At 56.9% G+C, this 26,011-nt stretch carries 19 protein-coding genes; 4 read left to right on the top strand and 15 right to left on the bottom strand.

The genetic code is table 11. The features are described from left to right. Nucleotides 1-52: 52 nt before the first annotated feature. The 4 genes from DIC66_RS21315 to DIC66_RS21300 all read right to left on the bottom strand — a co-directional run bounded on the left by DIC66_RS21315 (nt 53) and on the right by DIC66_RS21300 (nt 5,254). The gene (locus DIC66_RS21315; RefSeq protein ID WP_117180202.1) at nt 53-1,873 is read right to left on the bottom strand and encodes a bifunctional diguanylate cyclase/phosphodiesterase; all 1,821 of its coding nucleotides are present in this window, start codon (nt 1,871-1,873) and stop codon (nt 53-55) included. Nucleotides 1,874-1,902: 29 nt separating this feature from the next. After that, nucleotides 1,903-2,553, bottom strand: coding sequence for a Crp/Fnr family transcriptional regulator (locus tag DIC66_RS21310; protein WP_275405269.1), 651 nt, complete (start codon nt 2,551-2,553; stop codon nt 1,903-1,905). Between the two features lie 263 nt (nt 2,554-2,816). After that, nucleotides 2,817-3,458 carry a response regulator gene (locus DIC66_RS21305; protein ID WP_117180200.1) on the bottom strand — a complete coding sequence of 214 codons (642 nt, stop codon included), beginning with the start codon at nt 3,456-3,458 and terminating at the stop codon, nt 2,817-2,819. Beyond that, nucleotides 3,455-5,254 (bottom strand): sensor histidine kinase, encoded by a 1,800-nt coding sequence (locus tag DIC66_RS21300; protein WP_158558974.1) that lies wholly within the window; start codon nt 5,252-5,254, stop codon nt 3,455-3,457. The genes DIC66_RS21305 and DIC66_RS21300 overlap by 4 nt, the downstream gene beginning before the upstream one ends. A 146-nt stretch (nt 5,255-5,400) precedes the next feature. On the opposite strand from DIC66_RS21300, the gene DIC66_RS21295 reads away from it, so the two are divergent. Next, the gene (locus DIC66_RS21295) at nt 5,401-5,835 is read left to right on the top strand and encodes an Hsp20/alpha crystallin family protein (RefSeq protein WP_117180198.1); all 435 of its coding nucleotides are present in this window, start codon (nt 5,401-5,403) and stop codon (nt 5,833-5,835) included. Between the two features lie 492 nt (nt 5,836-6,327). Here the strand turns inward: DIC66_RS21295 and DIC66_RS21290 are convergent, their stop codons facing one another. Next, entirely contained in the window at nt 6,328-6,879 is a 552-nt protein-coding gene (locus tag DIC66_RS21290; RefSeq protein ID WP_233506045.1) for an Hsp20/alpha crystallin family protein, read from the bottom strand. Between the two features lie 222 nt (nt 6,880-7,101). On the opposite strand from DIC66_RS21290, the gene gspN reads away from it, so the two are divergent. Together gspN and DIC66_RS21280 are read left to right on the top strand one after the other, a co-directional pair. After that, nucleotides 7,102-7,860, top strand: coding sequence for a type II secretion system protein N (gene gspN / locus DIC66_RS21285; RefSeq protein WP_338052524.1), 759 nt, complete (start codon nt 7,102-7,104; stop codon nt 7,858-7,860). A gap of 142 nt (nt 7,861-8,002) precedes the next feature. Beyond that, nucleotides 8,003-8,959, top strand: coding sequence for a diguanylate cyclase (locus tag DIC66_RS21280; protein WP_158558972.1), 957 nt, complete (start codon nt 8,003-8,005; stop codon nt 8,957-8,959). Between the two features lie 265 nt (nt 8,960-9,224). On the opposite strand, the gene DIC66_RS21275 is transcribed toward DIC66_RS21280, so the two are convergent. From DIC66_RS21275 to DIC66_RS21230, 10 genes are all read right to left on the bottom strand, one after another. Continuing rightward, complete coding sequence (locus tag DIC66_RS21275; RefSeq protein WP_199534816.1) at nt 9,225-11,159, bottom strand: Agd3-related carbohydrate deacetylase; 1,935 nt, start codon at nt 11,157-11,159, stop codon at nt 9,225-9,227. 317 nt (nt 11,160-11,476) lie between these two features. After that, nucleotides 11,477-12,865 carry an exopolysaccharide Pel transporter PelG gene (pelG, locus tag DIC66_RS21270; protein WP_117180195.1) on the bottom strand — a complete coding sequence of 463 codons (1,389 nt, stop codon included), beginning with the start codon at nt 12,863-12,865 and terminating at the stop codon, nt 11,477-11,479. Next, entirely contained in the window at nt 12,865-14,373 is a 1,509-nt protein-coding gene (gene pelF / locus DIC66_RS21265) for a GT4 family glycosyltransferase PelF (RefSeq protein ID WP_117180194.1), read from the bottom strand. Before pelF ends, pelG begins: the two co-directional genes overlap by 1 nt. Beyond that, a complete protein-coding gene (locus DIC66_RS21260) occupies nt 14,354-15,367 on the bottom strand; it encodes a tetratricopeptide repeat protein (protein ID WP_117180193.1) in 1,014 nt (337 codons plus the stop codon). Before DIC66_RS21260 ends, pelF begins: the two co-directional genes overlap by 20 nt. Further along, complete coding sequence (locus DIC66_RS21255) at nt 15,364-16,743, bottom strand: PelD GGDEF domain-containing protein (protein ID WP_117180192.1); 1,380 nt, start codon at nt 16,741-16,743, stop codon at nt 15,364-15,366. Before DIC66_RS21255 ends, DIC66_RS21260 begins: the two co-directional genes overlap by 4 nt. A gap of 2 nt (nt 16,744-16,745) precedes the next feature. After that, the gene (locus DIC66_RS21250; RefSeq protein WP_117180191.1) at nt 16,746-20,171 is read right to left on the bottom strand and encodes a tetratricopeptide repeat protein; all 3,426 of its coding nucleotides are present in this window, start codon (nt 20,169-20,171) and stop codon (nt 16,746-16,748) included. Further along, complete coding sequence (locus DIC66_RS21245; protein WP_117180190.1) at nt 20,168-21,010, bottom strand: endo alpha-1,4 polygalactosaminidase; 843 nt, start codon at nt 21,008-21,010, stop codon at nt 20,168-20,170. Before DIC66_RS21245 ends, DIC66_RS21250 begins: the two co-directional genes overlap by 4 nt. Before the next feature lie 62 nt (nt 21,011-21,072). Beyond that, entirely contained in the window at nt 21,073-22,455 is a 1,383-nt protein-coding gene (locus tag DIC66_RS21240; RefSeq protein ID WP_117180189.1) for a phenylacetate--CoA ligase family protein, read from the bottom strand. Nucleotides 22,456-22,518: 63 nt separating this feature from the next. Continuing rightward, nucleotides 22,519-23,892, bottom strand: coding sequence for a replicative DNA helicase (dnaB, locus tag DIC66_RS21235; protein WP_117180188.1), 1,374 nt, complete (start codon nt 23,890-23,892; stop codon nt 22,519-22,521). After that, on the bottom strand, nt 23,889-25,220 hold the full coding sequence (locus DIC66_RS21230; RefSeq protein WP_117180187.1) for a replication initiation protein: 1,332 nt from the start codon (nt 25,218-25,220) through the stop codon (nt 23,889-23,891). Before DIC66_RS21230 ends, dnaB begins: the two co-directional genes overlap by 4 nt. A gap of 508 nt (nt 25,221-25,728) precedes the next feature. Here DIC66_RS21230 and DIC66_RS23790 point away from each other — a divergent pair. Continuing rightward, the gene (locus tag DIC66_RS23790; RefSeq protein WP_117180186.1) at nt 25,729-25,908 is read left to right on the top strand and encodes a helix-turn-helix domain-containing protein; all 180 of its coding nucleotides are present in this window, start codon (nt 25,729-25,731) and stop codon (nt 25,906-25,908) included. Nucleotides 25,909-26,011 lie beyond the last annotated feature (103 nt).

Genomic DNA, 26,011 nt, shown 5'->3' with positions numbered 1-26,011 from the left:
TGCTGCGGCAAGATGAGCGAATCCAGCGCGGCCAGTCCACGCGTACCATACATTACCAGAGGCACGGACTACCAGCCGTGTCGAGCACGACACCATTGCCGCCGCGGTCACGCGCTAACTGCAAGGCCACTTGTGCACGGGCTTGGAGTGCGGCATAAGAGGCCTCCTGAAACCGTTGACGAGCTCCGATACTGACCGAAAGGTAGACCAAGCGGCCATTCACATCGATTGGACAGGCTGAGACATTGGAGACGATTCGCGATGCCAAGGTTTCGCCACCGTCCTGCGCCGTGTTGGGCAAGACAATTTCCAGAGTGTCCTGCTGTGCCCGACCCAGAATATCAGCACTTCGCAGCAAGCCCTGGATGATACGGACCAAATTGTTCATCAGGGTTGGACGCGCATCGGTATATGAATTGGGATCCAGTCCCAAGCACAGCATCATCAGCGGGTGCCCATAGCGGACCGCGCGGGATAGTTCAGCCTCAGCCACACGAAGAAAATGTGCTTCATCCAAGCTTTGCCCGAGGTCCTTGTGAATCTGAGTGATGTCCTGGAGACTGACAGCAGCGCGGGCCGTACCATCGCGAATGGGTGTGACATTCATGAGAAACCATTGCTCCACAGAATCTGTGGACAAGGCATATTCCAACTCATAACCCGGACGGACTCCCTTGATAACCTCTGAAACGGCGTCCATCGCCTCTTGTTCAATATCCGGTTGAGAACCAATCAGGGCGGTAATTATCCGTGCATAGTGTGTGCCTATCAATCCATCTTCTGATGCATAGCCATGGGCCAGACTCTGGAGGTGGGCATTCAATGCAGCATTGGTTTGAAGCACTAGGCCATCGTTATCGAGGACCGCCACCCGGCTTGGCAATGAATCAAAGGCGGCTTGATGCAGGCCGCTCATTTTCTGGAAATGGAGTTCCATTTGCTTACGCCCCGTGATGTCTACGTGTGTTCCGATCAATCGCTTAGCTGTACCATCCTGCGCTGCAGAAAAAACCGCACCGCGACAGAGAATCCACTTGTAGCTTCCGTCTTTGCAAAGAACCCGCTGTTCGATAGAAAATCTTGGATTCGTTCCGGACAAGCAGGCTTGCATGGTAAGTAAGAAATTCGACTGATCTTCCGGATGTAGTAGGTTTCGCCAAGCGTCCAGTGTGCCGCTAAACTCATCCACGCCGTAGCCAAATAGCTGCAACAGCTTGCTCGAATATTTTACGCAACCGGTTTGAACATTCCAGTCCCAGACGCCGTCGCCTGCGGCATCCAGAGCAAATTTCCAACGTTGTTCATCGTCTCTCAACTGATGCTCAAGCCGTATCCGCTCCGTGATATCTATCAGTGTCAGCAGGAAGCCCTGGCCAGGAGCGAGAGGGGCCAAATCGGCTTGTACATGCCGTGCCGCTAAGCCCGCCTCCAGAAGAACCAATTCACAGTGCTCGTTCACGCCGAAGTGAGATGCCCGCTCCATCAGAGTATGCATTTGGTCTCGCTGCGTCGCAACGATAAACTGATCAAATGGCTTCTCAACCAGATGCGTACGATCCATTTCCAGCATCTTCGAGGCGACCAAATTGGATTTGAGAATGATGCCCTTGGCGTCAAGCCGAAAAAAGGCTACCGGTGAAAAATCAAAGAGCTCCGAGGACTGCTTGAGCGCCATCTCCACTTTGGAGCGCGTCTCCTGCAAATGCTCATTCTGCATCTCCAATTCGATTTTGCTGACGGCGAGGTCTTCCAGCAATCTCGGGACATCGGTTTCGGGCTGCCCGGCAGAATTGGCGGTACCGGGAATGCGAAAACGATTACGTGCGCGCGAGCGCAACTCTTGTTCGCTCAAGGGATTGATCTTGTAACGCATTTCCCACAGATTGTTCAGAGGAAATGCTGTCAGCCTTCGTAAGTCCTCAGTGTGTCCATCGAACAAATGGTGATATCTCGACTGGATACATGAATAATGCCCAACTGGTGCAGAGTAGAGAAGGCACGGCTGACTGTTTCCAGTGTCAAGCTCAAGTAGCTTCCGATATCGCGTCTCGTCATGGGCAAGGTAAAACGAGACGCTGAACAGCCCATGGCCGCAAAACGTTCAGACTGCGCCAATATAAAACGTGCGACACGGACTTCCGACTTCGCTGTATGCATTACCGTAATGGCGGCTTGTTCGCGCGTCACCTCACGACTGGAGGCCCAGTACAGCATTCTTTCCACATCATCACTACTGCGATCGGAGGAGAAAATGATATCAGCGGGCAAGCGTATCACTTCACAATCGTTTAATGCGACGGCTTCACACCAATAGTGCCCGTCGCACACCCCATCGCTTCCCAGCACGTCACCCCGGTTGGAAAAGGAAGTTACATGTTCGTAGCCATCCGTGTGTGTAATGACTGATTTCAGCGCACCGAGTCTGACCACATAGAGTCCGCCGAACAACTGTCCCATGACAAAGACGCTCTGACCTGCACGTAAGCGACGTATACGAAATTTCAGACTACTCTGTAAGGTGGTACCAGGGGCTCGATAACCTATCAATGACATGACCTCGCTCAAGGAAGCATGGTCACGGTCCATATTCACCCAAGGGGAGCGAGCACTGACAGGCGAATATACGGATGTTTCGGTGCTTGGTGCTTCGTGTACATGCATGTTGCTTGAATCCCTCACACCGTGTGCCCGGTGGGCGCGCCTATCGATGTAAGATTCGTACTCTAGGTGTGGTCCACCCTGGTGTCTGTAGGGAGACTTTGACTCTTACTGTCGGTCTTGTTTGATAGAGGCACTCACTCGCTGCATCCAAAAATCTAGGGATGCCCATCCTCAAACATTTTGTGGCGGATGGCCAGTCGCACCAGCGCTGGCACGTCCTTGACGTTGAGTTTTGCCATTAGACGGCTGCGGTAGGTTGCAACCGTCTTCGGTGAAAGGTGCAAGAAGCTTCCGATGGTTGCGCTGGACAGACCTTGAACCACCATGGAAATCACTTGCCTTTCCCGCGGTGAAAGGGTCTCAACCGGATCTGCGGAGTGCGGTTGTGTAAATGACTGTACGGCCATTGCAGAGACCTCTGGGCCCAAAAAGCGCTGACCAGATGCTGCCGCTTCAATGGCCGTCGCAAGCTCGCGCCCAGCGGAGCCCTTAAGCACATAACCCAGTGCCCCGAGTCGCAATGCCTCCGCAATCATGTTAGGCTGGGCTAGCATGCTCAGGACCACACAGCGGGTGTGCATATTGCGGCTTTGTAACTCGGCTAGCAATTCCAGCCCGGAGCGATCACCCAAGTGCAGATCCAACAGAAGTACATCGGGCTGTAGTTTCTGGATTGCCGCCAAGGCTTGCGTCAAATCGGCGGACTCTCCCACCACCTGGTAGCCCCAAGTCTGCAGCAACACACGCAGACCTTCACGCATGATTTGATGGTCATCGACCAAGAACAGCTTGATCATTCTGCATTCTCCCAATGCAGACTGAGGTGCGCACCCCCTTTATCACCAGAATTCAGGGTGATATGGGCACCAATGGAATTCGCCCGTTCGTGCATGCCGGCTAAACCCAAGTGTCCAGCAGTCGCCTCCGCATTGGCCGGATAACCGCATCCGTTGTCCCAGACCTCCATGGTCAGATCCGCGGGACTGCCTGCCAATGACAGCTTCAGCAGGTTGGCTCCAGAGTGTCGAATAGCGTTTTCTACTGCCTCCCGGGCGATCATGAAGACTGCATGCTCGACCGCAGCAGGCCAGCGGATGCCGGCCACTTCTGGTGGTGCCTGGAGCACCATTTGCATGTCCTTTTGTGAACCTGCACGGTTGCGCAGCTCATTGTCCAGTGCGGCTGCCAGACCATTTTCACCCAACATCGGAGGCTGCAGGTCCGCCAAGACCACACGCACTTCGCGAATTGACTGCTCGATGAGTGTGCCAAGTTGACCAAATAGTCGAGATTGTTCGACCGAATTTCCCTGCGAGCGTAAGGCTGCAATGGTCTCGTGAACTATACGGACGGCGGCCAGGGTTTGGCCCAGTTGGTCATGCAGGGCCAGCGATATCCGTCTGATCAAATCCTTTTCCTGCAACATTAGCCGGTGCGTCAAATGTGAGAGGCGCTTACGCATGACTTGTTGTTCCGCTTCGGCAATCAGGTTGTGCGTGACGTCGCGCAAGGTAGTGATCAGAACCGGATGCCCCTGAATCAGTACGTTCGCAATAGTCCCTTCAAGGTCAATCTCCACGCCGTCGGATCGCAGCCCCTTGACTCTGCGCAATCCCATCATGCGGCCACTTGTGCATTGCGTACGAGCGAACTCCTCCCGCATGTTGGTGTGGGCCGCACGGAAGCGCTCGGGCAGCAGCATCTCCACGCTTTTGCCCAACATGGCTTCATGCGGGACACCAAAAATGCGCCCGGCACTCGGACTGAAAATCTGAATCAAGCCATGTGCATCGGTGCTGATGATGGCCTCGTGCGAGGCGTTGACAATGGCATTTAATCGGGCCTGTTCCTGGTTGAGGCGTTCCAACTCAATGTGGTGCTGCGTGACGTCCCGAAAGACAACGGAGATGCCATTGCTGGAAGGGTACACGCGCACCTGATGGCGCACCTGACAGTCAGGATAGATCACGTCGTAGCTACTGGGCCAATGCCCCTGAAGGGCCATCGTGAAATGAAAATGGTGATCTGTCTGAAGGGCTTCAGGAATACTTTCCCATATGACCTGACCCAACAGATCCTCGCCACGCCGATGGAGCAGTTTCTCCGCCTTGGCGTTGACAAATGTGAACCGTGCTTTCTGGTCCAATTGAAGGAATCCGTCCTCAATGTCAACCAGAGGCGGCTGAATGGTGGCGTTCGAGTGCGGGATGGGCGGCCGCAGCTGCTTCAATTCGTGAATGAACAACATGCAAACGTGGGTACCGTTGCATTCCAGCTTGGACACTTCCATTTCCACAAGGTCGGCCTCCCCCATAGAGCGGAACGTTCTGCAATGTATGGGCTCCAGCTGCTGCTTGTTGAACTGCAATGCATGCTGAATCGATAGCCTGTCATCCGGATGGAATAAAACGTCCAGATTTAACTCGAGCATGCGTTCTACCGGGTAGTCGAAGCAGTGTCCCGCTGCCTCATTGGCAGCCAGGACCCGCAAGGTGTCAGAAGCCACAATCAGCAGCGCGACGGAACTGCGTTCGAACAGGGCTTGGTAACAGGCATGCTGCAACTCCGGGTTTGAGGGAACGGCTGCTGGCATATCAGTGTTGCACGCAATCATCGGCGAACTTGCGACTTATCAAGTTTTGCTCCCATCTATGGCCTAGGCTGGTGTGGACCTAGCTACTCCACTGCAGCAGTGCAGGTAAAGGGCTTAATCTATCCATAAATGTAAAGGAATTTGAAATGAATAAGTTGCGTATATTGGACAAGCGGCTGAATGATTCAATGGAACGTATGTTCCGCCGTGCGGCATCCAGTTGGAAAGCCGATTGGGAGACCGATCTGAGCGATATCCGCGTCGATATGGTAGAAGTGAATGGTGCCTACAAAGTCCTTGCTGATTTGCCAGGTGTTAAGAAGGAAGATATTAGTGTGCGCATTGACGGCAACAGGTTGCAAATTGATGCGCATGCCTACGCCGTGAAAAATCTCAAAGACCATGGAATTACAGTGTTGCGCAACGAGCGTCGCCATGGAACGCTTCGCCGCGCATTTACTCTGGCCCAGGATGTGGATGAGGGCAAGGTAGTTGCAAAGTTCAGTGACGGTTTGCTGCAGCTCGAACTGCCAAAGAAAGTGGCTTCTCTGACAGACTCCAAGATGGTTCAGGTGCAATAGCCGATGTGGCACGTTCGTGGGGGTGGTGCGTACGCTTGCGTTTCGGACAATGCATCGCTAAGATAACCGCCCATTGAAGCGGTATCCACTTGTGACTGCTTCTCAGAGATCGAGTACGCTGCTGAATTCACGGCACACAAAGATCGGCCATCATGAACGGCTTCGACCAATATAGGGCGAAACGCCAACTTCCAAGCCTGAGATGCGGCTTGATTCAGAAGACTGGCGTAGGACACCCTACCAAGCATTCCTAGTACAAGCATTCGGCATGGTGCCCTCATACACCCTGCAGTGCAGCAACTGCAGCGTATGGCAGTGGCCATATCCGATTTCCCATCGACGCAAGGGGTAGTCGGTTACCTCGGTGCCCGCCACGATCTTTGCGTACGTGCAGCGGAACCAAGGGACCTCTCTTGAGAGGCCAAGACCGCTATCGGTGCCGTGGTGCCAACCCCATGGACTGACCACGGCAGCGCCTAGGTGCTACGGTCCTCACTGGATCGTTATAGCTTTCGTTTCAACCTTGGAAACACCCGCTTTTTTGGGAAGGTCAAGCGTCAGCACACCGTCGGTATATTTGCCCGTCGCCTTGGTTTCATCCAAGTCCTTGTCGAGTTTGAACGTGCGGGAGACTGCACCACAATAGCGTTCGCTGAATACGACCTTTCCATCTGTATCCTTGCTCTCGGCACTATCTTGGGCTTTGGCTTCGATGTTCACGGTATTGCCGTCAATGCGCACGTTAATGTCTTCCTTCTTGACTCCTGGCAGATCTGCCCGCACGCGATACGTTCCGTTCTTTTCCACGACATCTACATGCACATCCAGGCCGCCTAACAGGCTTTCACCCAAGCGCAGGTTATTGGAGAAACTTCGAGCCAAGATATCGAATGATGGACCAAAGATCGGGTCCATGGCGCGAAGACTTGGTCTGAATAGATCTTCCAATAGCCAGTCGTCATTGCGCCATGGCTCTACCATCTGTCGATACATCGACTGAAATGCATCCGGAACGTTCATAGGTGTAAGGCTTAGTCTGGACATGGTATTTCCTTTAAAAAGTGCCAGCGGACAGTTCCGCAACAGACGGCTATTTTTGCGTTTTGTACCTTCTGCAGCTTGTGAAAACTCAAAAGGGGTAGTTGTGTTTGGCGTCCCAATGCAAGAAATTCACCTCCATCTTTGTGTGCATCCCTTGAGAGGCTTCAGCTCTTGCAGTATTCAACCGAGGTCTCTAAGGCAGCTGACACATCCCCTGACCATTGGGTGTGGGTGGGTTTTGCCTTGGGAGCTGCAGTAGGCTTGCTGTTGGGAATCCTACTGTTTGCCCCAGCGCGCTGGGTAAAGCCTGTTGTCGAGCAGTGGAGTGATGGTCACGTTCTGCTCGTGCATGGCGAGGGCACGGTATGGCAAGGTTCGGCACAGCTGGTCCTCAGCGGTGGTCCGGGTAGCAGGGACTCCACGCGGTTGCCTGGACAAGTGTCTTGGGGAGTCACGATGCAAAGTGGCTGGGTGGGCCTGCAATTGCACGCCGAGTGCTGTACGGAAAGTGCCATCATCCTGCACATCATGCCCGACCTGCGCGGGTGGCATGCAAAGATGCTGCCTAGCGTATCCATATGGCCGGCCTCGCTGCTGGCCGGCTTGGGCTATCCCTGGAATTCGATCCAGCTTAAGGGCAGTTTGTACTTGAGTACGGATGGCTTTGAGCTGTCCTCAATCGACCGGCGCCTTGCCTTCCGTGGGGCGTTAACCCTGCTAGCCCCCAGCGTGCACTCGCGCATTTCCGGCACCTTGCCCATTGGCAGCTACCGCCTGGTCTTGCAAGGTAATGGGGATACTGCGCTGCTGCTCGACACCCTGGAAGGCGCGCTGCAATTGAGTGGCGGCGGACACTGGGAGGATTCGCAGCTGTATATGCAGGTGCATGCACGCCCCATTGCGGATGATAGGACCGATTTGGGCGATCTCCTGCGACTGATGTCCCAGTACAAGGGAAAGCTGTCGTTCGTCATGCCCGGTTGAGAAAACGCAAGCTCGCCTGGGTGCCGGTATCACAGACTTAGTCGCAATACCGTAAGGCGTCCACACCGTGCCATCCAGTCCTGTCATCAGTATGAGCCAGTCTTCCTCCGCTCCCTGCTTACCAATTGACTTGGCGTCCTGCTTGGAATCTCTGGATGTGGGACTGGAGATATGGAATAACCATGACCAACTGGTCTGGTACAACAAGGGCGACAACTGCCTTCGCAGTGCTTCCTTTTTTCCCGAGGATGTGGGCAAGAGCTTCGTCACGCTGCAAGCCCTTGACCGGCGCGGTGGACAACTCGCTGGTGGATCTATGGATTCTGTCTATGGTCAGGACCCTGTGGCAGCTACGCGGCCAAACCATAAAGAACCAGCCCTGCAGGAGCTTTCGGGGGGGCGATGGGTCAAGAACTTCGAGACCCTGACACCCGACGGCTACTTGGTGGTCGTGCGTGTCAACGTGACTGAACTGGTGCGTCAGGGCCGCCAGTTGGAGGCCAGAAACCGGCAGCTGGACTTGCTGTCGAATACGGACAGCATGACTGGCATTGCGAATCGACGTCGTTTCGACGAGGCGTTGATTGCAGAATGGCAGCGCGCAAGCCGTAACGGCAATGAACTCAGTTTGTTGATGGTGGATATCGATCATTTCAAAAAATACAACGACCACTATGGACACCTTGCCGGTGACGCCTGCCTGCGCAGGGTCGCGCAAGTGCTGCTGCAGTGCACGCGCCGCGCTGGTGACCTGGCGGCGCGTTTTGGCGGTGAAGAGTTTGTCATGCTGCTTCCTGCCGCTGATGTGTCGCGTGCTCTTGAAGTCGCAGAGAAGTGCATGGTGGACATGCAGCTGATGGGCTTGCCGCATGCTGCTTCCCCGACATCGCCTACGCTGACCGTCAGCATAGGGGTGGCCTGTTTGGATGATCCTGCAAGGTTCAGCCCCGTTGCGCTGATCAATGCTGCAGACGCGGCCTTGTACCGGGCCAAGGCTGCTGGGCGGGCGCGCTATGCGCTTGCCACTCAGGCGGATTGGGAGATCGCTGCGGACATGCCACGCACTATTGGAAGTGGAAGTCCTTTGCTCTCACCGTAATGCCATTGATCCATTCTGGTGCGTGGGGTATTGCCCCGAAGCGCTCACAGACACAGGTAGTTTCCGTCCACAGGGGCTGCGCTACAGGGGTTGGCAGTTACGCTAGATCCCCTTGCGCTGTGGCTCTGAATGTCCCCGCCCAAGCTGTCCATGAGATCCCCTCCTTTGGGCAGGCCAGGTTCGTTACGCGCTTTCCTGCCCAAGAGGGGGTTATTGCATGGTTGGCCTCAAACCGGAACCCGACGCCCCAGGCCCGGCAGGGCTATCACCAGGCCGGTGCCGGAATAGTGAGTGGCGTGTTGGCTGTCAGCGGCACAGTGGAGATGGTCTGTCCGCCATAAAGCTGCGTGTTGCTGCCATAGCTGACGCCGGTCAACGGAACTTGTACGGCCGTGGCGGCTTTGAGAACGATGGTGTTATTCGTACCAAGCTGCAGGCGAGCGCTGACCCCGGAGGCGTTGTAAGCCATGCGTGCCGCCATCAGCACTCCAGTGTCATGCTGGCTGGGGCTGCGTACCGGCAGTGCCATCATGCTGCCGTATTTGGTCAGGGCCGCGTTCACGAGGTCGCCCAACAGGGAATGGGTGCCATCGTATGCACGCAGGTTGGACTGGTGGAACATCACCGAATTAATGCTGTATTTCAAGAAATAGCGCAACCAGACCTCGGATTCCTTGTCCAGCACCTCGGGATAAGTCAGCGCATGGTCCCAAGTTGGGAAGAGTCCGCCTGGTCCATAGAAATGGTTGTATTCCGAGACCCATTCAGCAGGTGTTGAAACGTTGTAATACAGATTGGTAGGGTAGCGCGGAATGATCAGAATCCCAGGTTGGAAGCTGCTGTAGAAGCCTGTATTCGGGCTCGGGTTAGCCCAGCCCGGCTGCGAGGTGTCGGACAATATGTAGCGAATCCCGAAGTCGTAGGCCGCTCGCAGGAATTCCGGGTTGGCAAGACCGGAGATTTCTGGCTGAATCATGCTGTCCCTGAAATAGCGATTGAAGCCGATTTTTTGCGCTACCTGCTGGTTGTTTTTCAGTTCCGTCGTGGCAGCGCTATAGGTGATGGCTGTGAGCAACTCATGGTCGTAGGTATGGCTGATCCACTTGAACGCGTTGGGGTTGTTCTTGATTGCCGATGTCAGCGTGTCTTTTGGATAAATGCCGGATACGCCCACGCCGTTGAACGGCATTTCCAAGCGAATCTGCGCATACATGGGGTTGGATGCTTGCAAGGCACTTTGCCAGGCAATGAGTTGCTTGTAGTCGGTGCCCGAGATACGGTACTCCAGACCTGTGGTGTCAGTGAGTGAACGGACGTCCCACAGGTCATCGGGAATCATGACATCGTCTGGTTGGGCATTCAGATAGACACCGCGCTGGCCCAAGAAAATGCCCTTGCTGACCCAGTTGACCACGCCATAGCCCAGTAGCAGGGTATGCGTAAGGTCCGGGTTGCCATCGGTGGTAAGCGTCAGATTCTGGCGTCCATTGGGGTAGGTATAGATGGAGGCAATGGCATAGCCTGTGCTTGTGGTTAGCAGCGGTACCGGGTTGCTAGCAGCAATTGGTGTGGCTAGGTATGTCCATGCATTGCGGATCAGAATCGGGTTCTTGGTGTTGAGGTAGCCAAAGACCTGCTTGCCGGCCGACGTAAGTTGCGTCGTCAGAGGCTGCGTGTCAGTGCCCTGTGCCGTCACAACATTGAGGCCGTAGTTATCGGGCGCGCCGGCAGGGTAGGTGTAAAGCGTGACCTGGCGGATACGGAAGTCGGCCTCGTACTGCCATAGCTGACTCCACTCTGCTGCAGTGAAAGCGCTATCCCAGACGCCCGGGGTTACTTGATAGGCAAGATTGCCCGTGGTCAGCAAAATGCCTTGGTAGTGCCCGTTGCCCAAGCCGTCTGAAAGTTGTTGCGCAGCCAAAGGTGTCTGGCTGGCAATGAGGGTGTCATAGGGAATACCTAGTTGATTCAGGGTGGCCTGGATGGCTGCGTAAACCGGCTCGGTACCATCGGCTGAAACCACAAGCAGTTTCATATCAATGGAGACCGGTGTTTCAGCGCGTGCCAACCAAGGCTGGCACGCGAAAACCACGACCAGAGCCATCAGCCAATGCGTAAACTGGCTGCACCAGCGCAGTCTGTTTCGGGGAAGTTCAATCGGCCTTTTGGCATCAAACCAGCCTGTTGTTGGGTAGGTCATGATGCGCTCCTCGTTTGGCGCAGCGACTTCAGCAGAGGCTGCGGATTGCTGGAATAGGTTTTGGGCTTGGCGATGCCGGGCTTAACCGTGCGATGCTTGTGCGGCACCTTCAGTGGTGCGTCTGTCACCACAACAGGAGCGGATTCTTTGTCGCCTGGAGGTGTCTGTGCTGCGGCGTAAGCGCAGCACAGCATAGAAAGGCAGCTTAGCCCGACACACACAGCCGCGCTGCGGCTGCCGATACGGGCTAGGGAAGGGGCAGGGGAAGAACGCATATTTACCTCCTTGGTTTGATGAAATGAAAGTGGAACAACGTGTCATAAGGCAACTGGCCGAAGCATGAAGGTCTGGTACTCCAGCTGTCGCAGTACCTGCCATAGGGCATGCAATGCCAGCCCACTGCACAGCAGCGCAGAGAGGAGGAGGCCATATCCGTAACACACTGTCGGCAGCTGCAGGGAGGCCCAGGAAAGTAGGGCGTTGGACAAGACAAAGGCCACGCTGATGCGCAGAGCCAAGCGGCGCTGGTCCAGGTAAAACAGGACGTTGAGCACGCACAACAACACCAGTTCGATGGCGACTGCCAGCAATTGCACTTTGAGAAGCGGCAGGTAGCGGTCTGGCAGGTCGAGTAGAGTGAGTACATCCTGCGCCGTGGCCATCGCCAACACGGTTGCTAGCCCCTGCACCTTGACCACGGCCAACAGCCCATGGTGAATGGCTGTGACCAGGTGCTCCCGCGCGATTCGAACCTGCGCAAGCGTTCCACCGCTGGTAATGGTGTTGAAAAACTGCTCGCATTGCAGTGCCACTCCCGTTTCCAGGTGCACCAGGAAAACCGCCAAACCGGGTATCAAGGTCAGAGAACTCAGAAATATGGGGATGTCGTACGAGGGCGAAGCGCGCAGTGCCCCAATCACGGCCTGCCCGGTCTGCGGATCCGCCCAAAAAAGACCCTTGTCAACCCAAAGTGCCACGCTGTAGCAGGCGCCAGTCAGCATCAGACTTGGGTAGCATTGCTGCCGGTTCATGAAATCAAATGCGAGCAGGCGCTGTGCCGGAAATTCATACACCACCAAGGCCAAGAGGGAGAAGAAGAGGCAGCACTGTCCGATGGCGAAGCCCAGGACCAGGCCCTGCAAGCCCCAAATGCGCAGGCAGATCGCCGCTGCGACGGTCAGGCCGTAGCTCAGGACGAAGGCCAGGAATACACGGTGATACTGGCGTACGGCCGAGGCCAAGCTGATGATGATCCAAATACCGCTCAGGCTTACGAAAGCGCATAGCATGGAAATTTGGTAGAGGATGGAAAATGTCCCTCCTTGAAACCAGAGCAGCAAGATCAGCACACCCAGCACGAAAGCCAGCAGCTGCGTGAGCAACAGCATGCCCCACAGATTGGGGAGGATGCGCGCATTCTGGTGCTCAAACAGCCGGTCTGCTGCGAAGCGGGTGAAAGCCAGTTGGAAGGGCCCTGTCAATACAAGTGAGGCCGCCATCACATAGGTGACAGATACCTGGAAAGAGCGCTGCAGTAGTGAGCTGGCTTCCAATTGGAACTGCCCCAGGCCGATCAGGAGCATGACCACAATCGACAATATCCAGGGGCCACTGCCAATCACACTGGCCAGTGCATAAGCCTGGGTCGCGCTCAGCATGCTGTCCCGTGCCAGCATGCGGCGCAGTTCAAAGCCGATGCCAGCCATCAGGCGGCTCCCACCGAGCGGTAAAGCGAACGGTAGCTATCGAGTACCTGTGATTGACGGTAGTAGCGTTCAACCCGCTGAATGCCAGCCTGCTGGGCGCAACGCCAACGCCCCGGTTCATTCAGAAGCTGAAAAGCTGCCAGTGCCAAGGCCTCTGGATCGGCAATCGGTACTACCGCCCCGGCTGGGCCGAGTGCGCGGTCCTCTGCGTCCCTGCCCTCGATCAGGTCGCGGCAAGCCCCCACGTCCGTGGCCACTACCGGTATGCCGCTGGCATGGCTCTCGCCAATGACCAGCGGAAAGGCTTCACTAATTGAGGTCAGTACTACCAAGCCGAGCTGAGCCATCAGGTCATCGATTTTCTGAAAACCCAAAAAACGGATGTGCGCGCCAAGACCCAAGCTTTCCACCAGGGCCTTGCACTCCCTCACGTAGCCCGGATCCTCTTCCTCAGGGCCTATCAGCCAGCCCTGCACCTGTGGCATCAGTAGCGCCAGTGTGCCAATCGAACGAATGAAGGTCTTGATATCCTTGATGGGTACCACGCGGCCAATCAAACCCAATACCGGTGGAATGTGCTGGCTGCGCTGCGCGCGCAAGGGTACGAACCTTTCAACGTCAACCCCATTTGGAACCACCCGTGTGCGGGCGGGCTCGGCGCCATCCAGAATCTGGCGCTGACGGTTGACCTCATAGAGGGAAATGATGGGATCTGCTGCTGCGTAGGTCAGCCGCCCCATTCCCTCGAACATGCGCACCCATGCCTCGTCGGCATAGGCCATACCCACATTGCCTGGGGGGGTGAGCAAGCCCTGCTGCTCACGCAAGTGCAAGGATTGCAATTCGATCGTGCGTTCTTTGGTGTAAATGCCGTGTTCGGTCAGCAGCAGCGGGCACCCGGTGTGCTGTTGCAGCATCGCACCCAGCAGTCCTGCGTAGCCGGTGCTGATTGCGTGGTAGCTGCGTGAGGGGCCAATACTGCGCGCTACGCGGGCTAGGCGAAACAGGGGCGCATGCATATTGCGCAGCGACCAGAAATAGGCCTGGAATGAGGACAGCGGGCAATTGCGCAGGTAGCTCTCGCTGATCTGTTGCCAGGCAGCCTTGCTGTGGAAGAAGTCCTGTGCGCAGGCGCCATCCGGGCGCTCGGACTGCAGCAGAACGTTTTCGATCCAGCGCGGTTCAGGACGCCCCGTTGGCTTGCGCATCCATGCATGCAACTGGGCGCTGTCGGCAAAGAAGCCCGCATCGCCCTCCGTTACAGTGGGCTTGCTTTCCTGGCCAGCATCCATCAGATAATGGCAGTGCAGCGCCGTCACATTGACCGGCACAGGGTATTGCACTGTATCCTCGGCACGTTGCTCGGCACCCAGGTAGACCAGGGAGAAGCGCAATTCAGGTAAGCCCTGGATGAGTGCATGGACCCATGCGGATACACCACCCCGTACAAAGGGATAGGAGCCCTCGAGCAAGAGGGTGACATCGACTTCAGGCTCTTGCTGTTTCATGGTCCAGCCCTTCCACCACCCCATAGCCGGGGTCCAGCTGCGCCTTGGCCGCTTCAGGCCTATGAGGTGAACAAGGCGCGTGGGCTTTGGCGTGCCTGAAGTCGATCTCGGCGCGATAGGCCAGCGTACGGCGGGGCTCCATGCCGGCGCTTTCGGCATCTTGGAAAGCCTGCCGTGCCATGCCCCACTGCTTTTGGCGCAAAAGCGCGCGGCCAAGCAGAAATTGCAGTCCGCCGTCCTCGGCCCGATGCTCCAGTGCGTCGCGGGCGTGTTCGCAGACGTAGGAGAGCACTTGGGCGCCACTGGCCACGTGCTGGGCGCTCAGTAAGTAGAGTTCCCAGTAAGCATGAGCCAAGGCCCGGTGGTGCGTGCAGGCCTGCCCGGGCGTGGCGATTTCTAATGCTTGGCGCAAGCCGTGGATTCGTGCCTCCACGGCTTTTTCCTTGCGGTTCAACAGGGCATAGGCCAGCAGACGCACTTCCTCGTTTTTGTCTTTCAGCGCTTTTCTCAACAGCACGGCTGCCTGGACATCGGGAAGCCGTAGGGTGCCCAGCAAGGCGGCTACGCGGGCGGTAGGCCTGGATGCGTTGTGCAAGATGGCATCCAGATTGCGCGAGCCGAACAGGCCATGGGCAGCGCCGTGCAGGGGCGCCTTGGCAGGCAGCTCAGGCGTGGGTAACTGGCGCCACGGCAAGGCCGCTGCGGTCTCGGCGCGCCGACCCAGGGCTGGTACCACCAACAGCAGCATTCCTACCATGCCGAGCACGGGTAACACACAGGCCAGGACGAACCCCACCACTGCAGCATCTTGCCGCCTAGCTTCAGGGCCTGAGATCAGCTCACCGGCAATTCCCTGGGCAAAAAACATACAGGCTGTCCCATGTAGGAAGGTACAGCCCAGCACAGTGGTCCAGTCCGAGGCGGCCAGCCCCGACAGCAGCACCGCGCTATCCAGCACGCAGGCCAGCACAGCGATCGAGCCGGCGGATTTCATGTGTTGCTCCCGTTGGCTGATGCGCGTCCGATGGGGGACTCCGGTTCGAACTGGTCCAAAGCACAGACTTGGCGGACGGATACCAGCACATCTTCCGCGCTTGGGCTTTCGTGGAGTAACCATTCATGGCGTACAAAACCAAAGCTACTACCGGGCATTTCCCGCTCCAGACGCGCCATATGGCTTGCAACTCCTGCAGCATCGGTTAGAGGCATGGTCTTGAGGATTACGGGTCGCCCCTGCCGGTCCAGCATGACCCAGCATTGATCCAGCCCTCGCACGCCGCGGCACAAATGGGCGGCCAGTGCATCGCGTCTCTCAAGCGCAGTGACGGTACATGCGACCAAAGCCACCGGGAAAACCGCATGGTCCGCCTGCGAAAATTGGTGCCGTATGGTGTCGCTAAAAGACCCCCAGCCCTGCGCTTCATCCACACTATGGGGGCGCCCTGACAGTATGTCGCCCAGGTGCTGACCCAACACTGCCAGCACTTCAAAAGTCTGCTGCTGCATGTTGACAAAGAGCATGTCAAAAATGGCCACGACGCCATGCACTCGGCCTTGAGAGTCTGCAATCGGAATCAGGGCCAGCACGTTCCCATGGGAGAGCTCGGGATCCGTACGGACCGTGGTGAGACGGGCGTTGGACAACGCCTCGCGCAGCATCGGGTCAAACATGGACAACTCCGCTGCAGGTCCCAGCCTGGCCACAGCCGGATGCCGCAGCATGCCGCGTGCATTCACTTCATACAGTGCGGCTGCATGCACGTTGCCCAGATCGGCAAAAATCTCCAACAACCAGGAGCCCAGTCCAGAATCTGTCAGGGAAGCGCCACCTTGCAGGCCCATGGACCGTTGTTGCAGGCGCTGCAGGGCCTGGCGCAGATTGCCGGCGCTGTCGACCACACGCCGTTCCAGCTGCGCGTGTGATATCTGCAGGACCTGGTAAGCACCTGTGAACTGCTTCAGTCTTGTGCTGCAGTACTGACCCAGGGTCTGCAACTGCGCGGCCTTGTGGGCCCAGCGATCGCGCATTTCACCGGACGCCATGCCGACGGCCAACATGACCAGCAGATGTACGTTGGGGAATTCCGGTTTCTTGTTAGCCTGGAAGGATCCCATGGCAAAGATGACCAGTCCCGTCAGGCCGGCTACCAGACTGCCCGCCAACAGGCCAAAGCGCAGGCCCAGCCAGAGCGGTACCAGTACCAGTGTCAACCACACCGCGCCTACTAGCCCGCTTGGAAGCCACCAGAGCAGCAGCACCGGCAGCAGCAGCCCAAACATAAGTACCTCAGAGATCACAGTGAGCTGCAGGTTGAGGCTGCGCAGGCCTACATGAGCACGTTGAAGCAGATGGCTGGTGTAATTTTTCATGGTCAGAACCGGTATTGCAGCAACATGCCAAGACCCCGGTCGGCTTGTGCAGTAGCGCCGCCCACCACATTGGTGTAATGACCCTCCAAGCGGACCCGGGCGGTACCGGTCGCGTTGAGGGGAATGTGAATGCCCGCACGCACGGCGTAGGCGTTTTCGTTGCTAGGCCACTGCTGCCCGGCCCAAGCATCGAGCATGCCGGAGGTGCTCCGGAGCAGGCCATCGGACATTCCCCAGTTCAGCGTGGTCCCAATCCCGGCAGTGCTGAAATTGCTCGCAATAACATTGCGTATGGTCTGACCGGCAGGAAGCAACGAACCCGACACATCGGAGGGCAGACCATCGGCCAAGCGATTGTTGTCACTGCTGCCGGATAGGCGCACGGACCAGTGGGGTTCCGTGGTCGAAAGGGTCTTCTCCAGCGCGGCCTCGGTGCGGTAGCCCTGCCCCAGAAAGACACCGCTGCGGCTGTTGAACTGTTGCCATGCCAAGCCCACATGTCCGACCAGCGAGTCCGACGCTGTGTGGTGCAGGACCCACGCCACTTTGTCTTGGCTGCCCACTAGGCGTAGTGCCGGAGTAAGGTCGGACAGGTTATGTAACTGCAGGTCCAGGTGCATGCTGTTGTTCGCCTCAAGGGCATGCGCCCAATCCAGCCGGGCAAAGAGCAGTGTGTTGTCCGTGCGCGCATTGGCGCCCAGGGTGATTTCCACCGGGTCGGCCTGCTGCTGCAACTCGGCCGTCAGAGCAAGCTCGTTCTCAGCATCCACGTGGTCGGTCAGAACTTGCAGACCGTCACTGCTCAAGTTGTTATGAGCAACGCGGAATTTCAGGCGGGCTGTATCGGTGGCAAAGCTGCCGGCCAACTCGGTGATGCCCAGCTTGAATCCGGCAAAGTCCCGCGCCCGGTAACCCAGTGTCACCTCACTGGATTGCTGCAGGCGCAAGGCATCACGCTGCTCTTGCAGGCGATCTTTGGAAGCAAGCGGCGCGTCCAGCAGTTCCCGGTCAGCCAGGGCCAGAGCCTCCGCGTTGCGGCCCAATCGGCGCAAAGCGCTCACCCGGTCGGCGGCACCGAGTGCATTACCGCGCTCACCTAGGACCTGCTCTATGGCCGCCAGGTCGTTGGTTTGGAGTGCAAGTGCCAAGTGCTGGTAAGCCGGCATTTCTAGCTTTTGCGCTTCAGCGCTTTGCAGCCAACGGCGTGCCGCGTCGACATCCTTGCGCGACAGGCTCGAATCCACCAGCAATTGGAATACCGGCGCTTGCCCATAGCCCAGTGTCAGTATGTCCTGCAGCACCGCATCAGATGCGCGGTCTCCCTCCCAGGCACGTGCTACGGCGGCCAGGCTCAACAGCATTTCTGCCTGGCCCTTGTCTTGGGGCAGGTCCTGGCGCAGCAAGAGGGCTTGCATCCGTCCCAGGATATCCTGCCTGGTCCCAGGCTCCAGAGTTTGTGGATCAATGCGACCCAGCCAATAGAGGTAGTCGGCTTGCCAGCGGTAGTCCTGGGGCTGGATCAGCACTTGGCGCTCAAACCAGTCCATGGAGTCCATCAACTGCCGCAGGTGCAAACGACCCAAGGCAAAAACCGGCCAGTAGTCGGACTGCTCTTGCGCTTCAGCTTGCCACTGTTGCAATTGCTCGGCCAGTTGCGGCTCCAGACCATCGGCCAGCGTCATGACCAGCAACTGCACACGCAAGGGCACCGCATTGGGATTCAATGTCAGCGCGTGCCGATAGGCTTCAAGGGCCAAGTCATTGTGTTGTTCGTGGGCCGCTACGTGCGCCTTAAGCAGCCAGTACATTTCACTGTCGGCCAAACGCGCTTCAACATCTTGTGCACGGGCCGCTGCACGGTGCAATAGGTCCCATTGTTCGCCGCGTGCGGCTGCGTCCATAGCCAGCAACAGCCAACGTGGTTGATCCAGGCGTTGATAAGCTTCCCAAGCCAATGTGACGGCCTGCTCCCATTCGCCCTGTTCTGCCCATCCTGCAATAAGCCGCTCAGCAGCGTGGGTGTCCGTTGAACCGCTTGTCCAGACCTTGACGTAGGCATCCAGGGCATCAGTTCTTGAACCGTAGTCCCACTCCAAATCACCTTGGGCCCGCCAAAAATCGAGATGTTCAGGGCTGACCTTTGGACGTTCTGCGCGCAGTTCGTCGAGTGCTTGCTGTGGCCGTTCCAGCAGCAGCAGCAGGTGTGCACGCGCCATCGCCGCTGTGGGTTCTTCCAAGCCATCGGCGCTTTGCCATATTGCCAGTGCTGCAGAATAATGTCCGAGTTGTTCCTGCGCTGTAGCCAGCGCCTGCCAAAGCGCTGCCGGCATCGGCCGTCGCTGAGAATAGTCTTCCAAAAATTCCACCACGGTGCCGGGCGCTTGAGCGCGGGCCGTGATGTGGGCAAGCCCTTGCAGTTCTTCACCTGTCAGGGCGCGCACCAGACTGACTTGGTGTGCGGTCTTGAGCCATACCGCATCCCGCTCCAGAGCAAGGGCTACCTGCAAAGTCCGCTCCAACACTTCCGGGCTAGGCACCGTGCGGGCTAGGTGTTGCCAATGCAGCAGTGCAAGTTCGGGTTGCCCTGACCAATCTGCAATACGTGCCAAGCGGGTGCGCTGCGCTACGTTGTCGGGCTGAAGTTGCACCTGCTGCTGTGCCAGTGCGCGCGCCGCATCCAGGTCATGGGCTGCAAGCTCCAGCTGTATTTGCCGTTCAAGTTGTGCGGGGTCTTTTGGAGACAGTGCCAGCAGTTTGCGTCCTGCGCCCTTTGCCCACTGAAGATCATTTTGGGCAATAGCTATGCCGACGGCCTGCTGCATGAACTCGTTGTTTTGGGCGAAGAGTGCAGCATTTGCCTTGGCGAGTCGCAAGGCGCGCCGGCCATCACGATTGGCCAAGTGCGCATTCATTGCCAACATGGTGAGGCGCAGGCGTGACGCGCCCTTGGGCATCTTCTTTCCGGCCAACTCATAAAGTGCAGCGGCCTGTCCAGGTGCTCCGCTGGCCAGGTACTGCTGAGCTGAATGTTCCAGCCACTCCACCGCTCGGTTGGGGTCGATCCGGGCCAGTTGCTGGTACAGCCGGGCGGCCATTCCGGGCTGGACCAGTGCCAGACTGATGGTGGCCGCACGCTGCAGGGCGTTCGGGTTGACTGCTTCTGCTTGCAGCGATTGCAATTGACCCAGCAGCGGGGGGGTCATTCTGTCGCGCTCCGGACTACCAGGGGCCTGTGCGCTCCAGTTGCTGTATAGCTGCTCTATCGCCGCCATGTGTACCGCGGCTGCCTGGACACGCGAGCGCAGCCACAGGGTCTGCGTATCGTTGGTGGCAGCAGGAGCAGCCAATGGCGCCGCACATACACGTTCCAAGCCGGGCAGCGGCAACAGGCCGACGCACAGGACCACCCATGTGCTATGCGCCTTCATTCTTGCCTCCAGCTGTAAACCACGTCCAAACTGGGTGTTGCGACCCAAGGATAAAAGCCCAAGGCGGCAATGCGGCGGGCGGTCTCTTCGGCCAATGGGGCCCGATCCGGCGCCACATAGTCAATCACGGTGACCGGCAGTCCGTAACGGTCACGAGCCTCATTCAGACGGGTCAGCAGCCATTCCCGGTCACTCTCAGACACCGGGCCATAGGACTGCGTGATGGGATTCCAACTTTGAAATAGCGATTCGGCCACCAATCCAACGGCCAGTTTCCCGACGTCGGGCAAGATTTCAAAGCCGCGGTTGAAAATCAGTTCCAAGCCGGGAAAGCGCTTGTGCATGGAAAGAATGATGTCGATCAGCGCTTGCGCCTGCAAATGCTGCATCTGAGGCGTCGGTGTACCGAGTTGGTAGCTGTCGAGGGTGTCCAGAAAAAATCCACGGTAACCCTTGTCCCACAGCCGCGCCATACGGTTTTCCAGCAGATATTGCTTCCATCCTGGTTGGGTCAGATCCGCAACGCGGCTCTGCCATTGGGAATTGCTGCCGCGAAAAAGTTCACTGGGCAGATTGCGCGATGACTCCCGCCAGCCCTCTGCCTCTCCTACGCTTAGATAGGCAAATACCTTGGCGCCACCTGAACGCAAGGCCTCGAGGTTGACAACATTGTCGGCCTCCACCACAACGCGGTCGTAAGTCGCAAGACTTGCCACGGGGAGCGGAGAGCCGTAATAGAAGGCGGTTGATGCCACAGTGGCCGCCATGTTGTGGCTGCACCATGCCAGTAGGCCGATAGGCAACCACCAACTGATTGAACGTAAAGTACTATAGATCATAGGTTCCCTGATTGCAGGCTTCCTACAGTACGTGTCTGGGCTTCAGATGCCGTTGAGAATTGTCATTCGGCCAACACACGTGGGGCTTTCCCACTGCTACCGCGCTGCAATGCTGTGCCTGTTCGACGCACAATACGGGTTTGGCTCAAGCCTTGCATTTGTAAAAATTGCTGCAACGCTGTGCAAGCCCGTTCTATGGCGGCGTCGCCCTGCACACCACTCTGGGGGATAGCCAGCTCCAGCGTCTGTCCGTCGACCCGTCGCAACTGGAACTCAAACAGATGCCCCTGTTCCTCCAGCACCGTGGTCAGCGCCATTGGCAAGAGCACAACCGATTCGCCATGTTCAGCCCGCATCCTCAAGGACGCATCATTGCGACCTGTGACGTAAATAACTGGTAGGGGTGAACCACAGGCACAGGGCCGGTCCATGAAGGTGAGCTGATCTCCGATGTCGTAACGAAGCACCGGTTGCACTGTATTGGCCAGGTTTGTAAGCAGCGTGGTTGCCGAGACATGGCCGGGCGGGACTGGTTTGAAATGCTCGTCGACGGGCTCCAGAATTACCCAGTCGCTGTTCAGGTGCATGTGCCCAAGCGAGCACTCGGAGGCCATAGTTGGGAACTCGGATGCACCATAGTTGTTGGTGACGCGACAGTGCCAGACGTGCTCGATGCGGGTGCGTGCCGCGGCGCTCAAGGTTTCACCACCACACCAAACCTCGCTGGGCGCAATGTGGAGGGTGCCCATGGCGGTCTGCTCGGCAAGCATGCTGGCAACCGTTGGGTAGGTGGCGAGAATGCTAGGAAGACAGTCATTGAGTTGCTTCACCAGGGCCACTGTGGGCTGCAGGATGGAGAAGCTGCGGATCACCTGAGCCATCCAGGGATTGATATCTGCCAGCCTGCGTACCGACACCATGCTCGCAAAGTGGCCGCTGGTGGCCCCCACAAAGGCGATGCGCTCGTTCAGGAACAGAGGGTCCAAGTAGCGTTGCAGAGGAACACTGGGAAGACATCGGTAAGCCTCGAGCGCATCGTATACCGCCATGGCAGAGGGATCCTGCACAAAAAAGCCCGGCTGACCTGCGGTGCCGGAACTCTTCCAGACCGTGTATTTGCCGTTATATGGTTCGCCGATGCGGCCCGGATCGTTGGTGAATTCCTGCAAATCGACCAGACGGATCTCCGGGTCAGTCACCCATTTGTCGAAGTCTTGCATCAAATCGCTGCGCTGAAAGACCGGCAGCGTTTGCAGATGGGTGCTGCCATCCAGAAAATCGCGCAAATAGGGCGCATACAGACTGTTGCCGTGGGCCAGACTGTAGAGCAAGCGAGACAGACGCACCTGCTGGCGAGCCGTAATGTCCACAGCCTTGGCACAACCCGCCACCCGCACATCCAGTGCAGTCGCCGCAAACAGAAAGCGTTCGAATACAGAAGCCATGGTAGCAGTGTGGGCGCAATGCCAAGACAGCGATTGCGCATTCACAAGGTCTGGACGGCCTTGTCAAGAGGATGGACGCACCAGATTGTCAAAACGGCTCAAGGTAGGCGACCAGGCCAGACGAACCGTACCAGTAGGTCCGTTGCGCTGCTTGCCGATGATGATCTCTGCCACGCCGGGATCCTTGCAGGCCTCCTTGCTGTAAACCTCATCTCGATACACAAACAGAATGGTGTCTGCGTCCTGTTCAATGGCGCCTGAATCACGCAGGTCACTCATAAGCGGCCGCTTGTCAATACGTGACTCGACGCTGCGATTGAGCTGCGACAGGGCGATGACAGGGCACTGCAGTTCTTTGGCCAGCAACTTCAGCCCACGCGAAATCTGGGCCACTTCATTTGCGCGGTTCTCCACCCCTGACCTGTCGGCTGATACTCCCAGCAGTTGCAGGTAGTCGACAACCATCAGTCCGAGTCCCTTGTGGCGTCTTGCCGTTCTGCGGGCGACAGTGCGAATACCGGCGACTGTGTCCACGCCCATATCCTGAATGTCCAGCACGGCTCCTCGCAGCCCCTCAACCGCCTCGCTGACTCTTCCCCATTCGTGCTCGCTCAGCATGCCGCTCCGGAGGTCCTTCTGATTGACCCGGCCAACGGAGCCCACGATACGCTGGGTGAGTTGATCAGCGGACATTTCCAGTGAGAAGACCAGCACTGGCAATTTTTGCCGGATGGCGCAGTGTTCCGCGATATTCATGGCGATAGACGTTTTACCCATGGAGGGTCGCCCGGCAATCACCACCAGATCGCCAGATTGGAACCCGTCTGTGACCTGGTCCAAGTCCGTAAAGCCAGTCTGCACACTGCACTTCTGCCCCGGGCAGTCAGCGCGCTCCTGCAGTTGGCTCAAAAATCGCGCAATCTGGGGACCTAGGGCTTTGGCGGTTTCGTGCATGTGGCCGCGCGCACCGACAGACAGGATCAGCCTTTCCGCATGCTCAAGTACGCTGGATGAGGATTGGCCCGCCGCATTGAAGGCATTTGCCGCTATCGCATCACCAGCTTGTACCAACTGACGCAAGATTGATCGCTCACGTACCAGTTCAGCGTAATTTCGGATGTTCGATGTACTGGGCACATACTGAGCCAGTGCATTGAGGTAGTCAATGCCTTCAACGGAATGCGTCTGCGCCATGCTCTGAATGTAGGCGTGTGTCGTAATGACATCTGCCGGGCGCGAGCTTTGAACAAGCTCAGAAATGGCACGAAAAACGGTCTGGTTCTGGTAAAGGTAAAAATCATCCGCCACCACCAGATCGGCAATGAGTTCAAAGTTTGCGTTATTCAGCAATAGTGCACCCAAGAGACTGGCTTCTGCCTCTACCGCTTGGGGTGGAACACGCAGTTTGGCCAAAACCACTGCGTCCTGATCACTCATGTTGTCTCCTGTTGCGGCTCCAGACTCCAACTCAGTCCGTACCTTTCCATGGCATAAGCCTCGATCATCTTGCTCAGCAACAGGCCCGAACTCCAATCCCCATTGGCAACTTTGTGGGACAACGAGGAGTTGGCCATGCCCATGGATTGCAGTCGTTGCAGGGCAATATGTGCGTAGCCGCTCTGTTGTGCATGGCCCAGATGCAGCAATTCATCGCGCAGGATAGACCGGCGCTGCTCCTTGTGAGTGAGTGCGGGTACCAGGTCTTGATCAAGGTCTTGTACGGGCGCGGGATTCACAGGCAATGCAGACGATGACGCCACATAGCTACCCGTTTCATTGAGTACCGCACGTAAGTAGGCAGAGCGGCAATCGACAGTAGGTAGGTCCTGTCGTGCCAAGCGAACTTGGAGTCTGTCCATGGCGATATGGAGCACAGACTCACCATGCCCTTGCTTCAGCAAATTGGAAATCTCCGACAGGCTCAAACCCAGCTGACTTGCGGCCCGTGCCAGTGACACGCTTAGCTTGGGCAGGCTAGCCTGAACAGGCGAGGGCTTGCGTGCCACGCGAAACTGTGCAGAAGTCAATTTGCGGCCGGTCTTCTGCTCCATCAGCTCGATAAGCAGATCCGACTTGTGATTGATTTCCTCAATGGCCGCATTGAGCTGGTCGTCTTTGAATTTGCTCCAGTTTCTGGATTTTGGCAGCTTGGTTATGGGGTCAATGGGCAAAGGACTCTGCGACAGGGCGCCAATCCACCAGTCAACGTGCTGTTCACTGGTCACGCCGCTGGGGTTGCTACGATACCGCGAGCAGATTTCGTACAGGGCCACGGCGGCATAGGTACGTAGGCGGGCCATCTGTGCGATATCAATCGGCGTAAACCGGACCGGATCTGCAATGACTTCCAGCAAGCCTGGAGGTAAGGCCCATTCAACATACAAGACATTGCGGCGTTTGTCACGGACGATCCGCACTTCCGATAAGAGACTCATGTTGGTCCAGATAACATCGCTATTGGCATCTGGCGCCTCCCAATCCAATTCGACCCTGCGCATTTCACGCAAGGAGTTCTTGACATAGCTAATCAAATTCGAATCGCCAATCTCAATCGGAGCCACAAGGGCACTCAGGCGGGCGCTAAAGCGGTGGGTTGCCTGCAGTCCATGGCCTGTCCTAGACAGTTCCGCAATCTGACTTTGCGTCACCTGTAGCATCACATTGAATATTTTCCGTGTGATCGCTGTCAGTTTTCCGACTTTAGGCATCATCACCAACGCAGAGTTGGGCTTTTTAAAAGTGGAACTGTGTGTAGTGAAACCCATACATAACTCCCTCAAGTATCGGAAGCGTAAAAACTTTTCCGATAGTCCAGAATGACACAACGCAATGTGAAGGCCAAATGCGTATTCAAGAGGGGAGACTTGAGACAAAGTCCTGACAATTTGAGAATTTCGTGTCTCCAAAAAATCTGCTAATGGTATTTCCAGGCCCCTTGGGGGCGAAAATAGGCGGATTTGGACGGTTATTTGGCTATTGGATCGCAGCCCAGGGATCGCTAAACACTTGGTAGCGGGCTTATAGAAGCCGGTAGCAGTTCCTGTAGAAGTTCGGCGAACAAGGTATAGAAAAGGGGATTCTTGGGTATCGAAAGGCCGATGGTCAGACGTCAAAGTGCGTTGAATCTAAATAAGAAAACCCCTGTTTATTGCGCGTAGAGGTATTTAAGGACTTACTTTGTGATTCACTCTCAACACGAAGATCGTCAATGTGAATGGACTGCACACAGTTTCAAATACCATTTCCTAAACTCGAAATGGCGACGCAGACATCATGACAACCGATGTGATCGACTACAAGAAGCTAGTGGGGCAACGCATACGAGCCTTGCGACATAGTGCGCATCTTTCACAAGAGGACTTATCTGAACGCTGCGGAATCTACCGAACCTATCTTTCGCGTATAGAAAGTGGTTATGCCAACCCCACGGGTAATCCCACCGATTTCCACTGAACCTAAAAGTAGAACAGTTATGCAGCCATGGCCAGATGCTGCTTTGGGGTGAAACCGCCCAGGGCCATATTTGGGCGGTCGTGATTGTAGGACCACATCCATT

The organism is Rhodoferax lacus (assembly GCF_003415675.1).
Taxonomy (GTDB): Bacteria; Pseudomonadota; Gammaproteobacteria; order Burkholderiales; family Burkholderiaceae_C; genus Allorhodoferax; species Allorhodoferax lacus.
This window is presented reverse-complemented; position numbering and strand designations above follow the sequence as displayed.

Coding starts and splice junctions, on each gene's coding strand:
- DIC66_RS23790 (WP_117180186.1), top strand. CDS start 25,729: ATGACAACCGATGTGATCGACTACAAGAAGCTAGTGGGGCAACGCATA.
- pelG (WP_117180195.1), bottom strand. CDS start 12,865: ATGGCTGGCATCGGCTTTGAACTGCGCCGCATGCTGGCACGGGACAGC.
- pelF (WP_117180194.1), bottom strand. CDS start 14,373: ATGAAACAGCAAGAGCCTGAAGTCGATGTCACCCTCTTGCTCGAGGGC.
- DIC66_RS21300 (WP_158558974.1), bottom strand. CDS start 5,254: ATGCCAGCAGCCGTTCCCTCAAACCCGGAGTTGCAGCATGCCTGTTAC.
- DIC66_RS21310 (WP_275405269.1), bottom strand. CDS start 2,553: ATGTCATTGATAGGTTATCGAGCCCCTGGTACCACCTTACAGAGTAGT.
- DIC66_RS21315 (WP_117180202.1), bottom strand. CDS start 1,873: ATGCGTTACAAGATCAATCCCTTGAGCGAACAAGAGTTGCGCTCGCGC.
- DIC66_RS21295 (WP_117180198.1), top strand. CDS start 5,401: ATGAATAAGTTGCGTATATTGGACAAGCGGCTGAATGATTCAATGGAA.
- DIC66_RS21255 (WP_117180192.1), bottom strand. CDS start 16,743: ATGAAAAATTACACCAGCCATCTGCTTCAACGTGCTCATGTAGGCCTG.
- DIC66_RS21245 (WP_117180190.1), bottom strand. CDS start 21,010: ATGATCTATAGTACTTTACGTTCAATCAGTTGGTGGTTGCCTATCGGC.
- DIC66_RS21230 (WP_117180187.1), bottom strand. CDS start 25,220: ATGGGTTTCACTACACACAGTTCCACTTTTAAAAAGCCCAACTCTGCG.
- DIC66_RS21260 (WP_117180193.1), bottom strand. CDS start 15,367: ATGAAATCCGCCGGCTCGATCGCTGTGCTGGCCTGCGTGCTGGATAGC.
- DIC66_RS21305 (WP_117180200.1), bottom strand. CDS start 3,458: ATGATCAAGCTGTTCTTGGTCGATGACCATCAAATCATGCGTGAAGGT.
- DIC66_RS21275 (WP_199534816.1), bottom strand. CDS start 11,159: ATGACCTACCCAACAACAGGCTGGTTTGATGCCAAAAGGCCGATTGAA.
- DIC66_RS21250 (WP_117180191.1), bottom strand. CDS start 20,171: ATGAAGGCGCATAGCACATGGGTGGTCCTGTGCGTCGGCCTGTTGCCG.
- DIC66_RS21290 (WP_233506045.1), bottom strand. CDS start 6,879: ATGTCCAGACTAAGCCTTACACCTATGAACGTTCCGGATGCATTTCAG.
- DIC66_RS21240 (WP_117180189.1), bottom strand. CDS start 22,455: ATGGCTTCTGTATTCGAACGCTTTCTGTTTGCGGCGACTGCACTGGAT.
- dnaB (WP_117180188.1), bottom strand. CDS start 23,892: ATGAGTGATCAGGACGCAGTGGTTTTGGCCAAACTGCGTGTTCCACCC.